Genomic DNA, 3,483 nt, shown 5'->3' on the forward strand with positions numbered 1-3,483 from the left:
AGAATAAGTTATTCAAATATTCTTACTACACCCTCTTTTTCATCAGCCGTTAACCCTTCAACCAATTGCTTATTGTATACCTGATATTGAATTATTTTGTTAGCAGGATACAAGCCAGATATTTTTTTTATTACATCAGCCTCCAGCAAATTATTGCCCTGTAAAAAATTAATTGCTATATTTTTTAAAAATATTGCGGCACCAGTTTTAAAACTAAAATTAAGCGCAGAAGGATTACCAGCGATAAAAAACTATTTTGGAAAACAGTAAGAGGGGAGAAACTGAAGATTATCTTACCGGTCACCTGATTTTAAAACCTTTCGTCGATTCAATATTTAAAAAAAAGAACATTGGCATTATTTTGAGCCACCAGTAAGCATTTGCTGCCATTGGCCAGTTTTATTTTTTTGATATCTCTCACTTCGCCACTTGCCAAAAAGCCGGATTGATAAGTAGACAGCACATTGAAATGATTGTTTAGGTCATTAAGCAATACATTGCCAAAGCCTGCATCATAGCGGCCTTCGTAAGGCAATACACCATAAAAATTACCCGCCGAAATAATATCAGTTTTACCATCTTTATTTACATCATCTGTAAAAAAAGAGAACACCGGAGACCATTGCACGTATGAAGGAAGATTGTTTACAGAATATTTTCCGGCCCCATTGTTTGTCAGCATAACCGATGACAAAATATTTGCTTCCAGTTTTTTTGAATGATCTAGCTTTTCGCCAAAAACCTGTTCAATGGTTTGCCCTGCAAAGGCTGCATAGTACAGATATTTTTTACGCATCAGGGAAGGTAATTGTTTTTCTATTTCTTCTTTACCCAGGAAAGTGTAATACTTTCCTTCTTTTTCAATGGCAAGTATTTGGTCCATTGAACCATTGTTATCCAAATCGCCGATGTATAATTTTAAAGGGTATTTTTTACCAGCATGCAGCTTTGAATTTTCACCCCAATTGCCGAGCAGCAATTCGCCTGTTCCATCGTTGTTTAAATCTGCTGCATGAATGGTAGTCCATAAGCCTGAGGTGTTTTGTAAACCTGCAGCAACAGTATAGTTTACCAATTTTCCCATTTGGTTTTTATACACCGTAACCGGCATCCATTCTCCCACTATAACCAAATCCACCCAGCCGTCTTTATCAATGTCAGTCCATACAGCATCTGTAACCATCCCAACTTTATTAAGGCCCGGCGCATTTGATTCATTGGCGATGGTAAAATTTCCCTTACCGTCATTTATCAATAAATAAGAATCCGGAATCGCTCCATAATTTCCAGCCACCACTCTCCCCCCAATAAATAAATCCAAATCACCATCATGGTCAATATCTGCAGCGATTGCTACAGATTTATTTCCATAAACATTGGGCAATCCTGTTGATTTGCTAAAATTTCCTTTGCCATCGTTGATGTATAATCTATCTGATAAAGCAGGAATTTTTACTTCAGTTTCATTGCCGCCGCTCACCACATACAAGTCCAGGTCTCCGTCTTTATCGGCATCAAAAAATAATGCATTCACATCTTCACATGCCGCATCTGCCAAAAATAATTTTTGATTGGTAGCAACAAATTTACCGGCAGCCGTTTGCTGAAACAACGTGCCTGGCTGGTTTGCAGCACCACATACAAAAAAGTCTTCCAACCCGTCTCCATTGATATCGCCTACCGCCAGCTTTGGCCCCTGCGTAGAAACCATGTGCGGAATAAATGCTTGTACATTAAAATCGTTGAAATTATTTTCCTGATGTTTGTAGGGCAGTTGAATGGAATCAGTGATATCTGTAAACAATTTTTTAACGGGTACTTTATCGGGAGATGGTAATAAAGTTAGCGTGTTTGTCCCTGCATCTTTATACAAAAGGGTTAAACGCTGATTTGTTTTTACACCCGTAAGTATTTGTGATTTTCCATCCGGCCAAACCACTTCCATTTTATCAATGATAGAATCTGCACCGGCACCAAAATGAATGTATTGAAGGGAAGCGCTTTCAAAACCCTTGGTGGCATTTATAAAACCTGTTTGTATTTTATCTTTCTGTTGAATAGTAACTTTTGCACCAATGCCAAACCTGTTTTGTACATCGCCTTTTAGCTGTACTTCTATAAAATTATTGGCGAGTTGTTGCACTGCATTATTTCTGTAAATAGTTGCAGGCTCGTTGATGTTATTGATTACAATATCCAGGTCGCCATCATTATCCAGATCAGCATAAGCAGCGCCGTTGCTTAATCCCGGATGATTGATTCCCCAGGCAACGGTATTATCAATAAATTTTAAACTACCGGTTCCTTTAAAAATATAGTTGCTCACTTTGCCTTGGGGCATTTTATTAATCGCTGCTAAATCCCCGGACCGCCCGGTATCATTTACAGACCTGGCGGAGTAGAATTTTACAAAATCAAGATCATTCGGCCGTCGCAAAATACCGTTGGTGATAAACAAGTCTTTAATACCATCGTTGTCGAAATCGGCCGCCAATGGCGACCAGCTCCAGTCGGTTGCAGCAATACCAGCATACAAAGCAATATCGCTGAATTTTTTTCCGCCACCGGCGTTTATCTGCAAGCAATTTCTGGAGTACTGATGATAATATCCAAAGCCCAGTTTAAAATTGTAGATGTCCAATGGGTCCTCTCCGGCAGAAGACTTGATTGTTTTTTCATCCGGCGGCAACATGTCGAGTGTAATGATATCCTGCCAGCCATCATTGTTCATATCGGCAATGGCGCTGCCCATGGAAAAACGGCTTTCGTGACCGAAAGCATTGCGGTTTATTTCAGCAAAAGTGCCATTGTGGTTATTGATATAGTAATAATCATTTTCATGAAAATCGTTGCTTACATAAATATCATCCCAGCCATCATTATTAATATCTGCTACTGCTACATTTAAACCATACCCTATAATGCTGCTGTAAATACCTGCCTCCGTTGTTACTTCAACAAATTTTCTTCCAGTTGCAGTGCTATCGTTTCTAAATAATTTATCACCAGCGGCTTCATCTTTCACCCGCCGCATGGAAGAGTCACCATAGCTTTGGCTGGAGTGAACGGAATGATTCACCAGGAACATGTCGAGGTCGCCATCATGGTCATAATCAAAAAATACAGCCTGGGTGTTAAAGCCGGCAATATCTAAGCCGTAAGCTTCTGCGCTTTCGGTAAAAGTCAGGTCTCCATTATTTATAAACAATTCATTTCGGCCTTTAAAGCTTTTATAGCCGCCTACTTCACATACATAAATATCCAGCAAGCCATCGCCGTTTACATCAGCAACGGTAACGCCGGTTTTCCAGTTTCCCTTTCCCTGTACACCCGCTTTATCCGTAATATCTTCAAATTTAAACCCGCCTTTATTGAGGTATAATTTATTGCTGCCCTGGTTGCTGGTAAAATAAATATCGGGTAACCCATCATTATTAAAATCGGCGATGGCAACGCCACCGCCGTTATAGTAATACAGGTAAT

Annotated in this window: 1 protein-coding gene; it reads right to left on the reverse strand. The window is 39.5% G+C overall.

Translation table 11 applies throughout. From position 1 onward, the window contains the following. Nucleotides 1-328: 328 nt before the first annotated feature. Nucleotides 329-3,483, reverse strand: a 3,155-nt coding sequence (locus H7254_RS16220) for a VCBS repeat-containing protein (RefSeq protein WP_301933960.1), incomplete at its 5' end; no start/stop codon positions are given.

Origin of the sequence: Ferruginibacter sp. (genome assembly GCF_014377975.1) — a bacterium.
Lineage (GTDB): Bacteria > Bacteroidota > Bacteroidia > Chitinophagales > Chitinophagaceae > Ferruginibacter.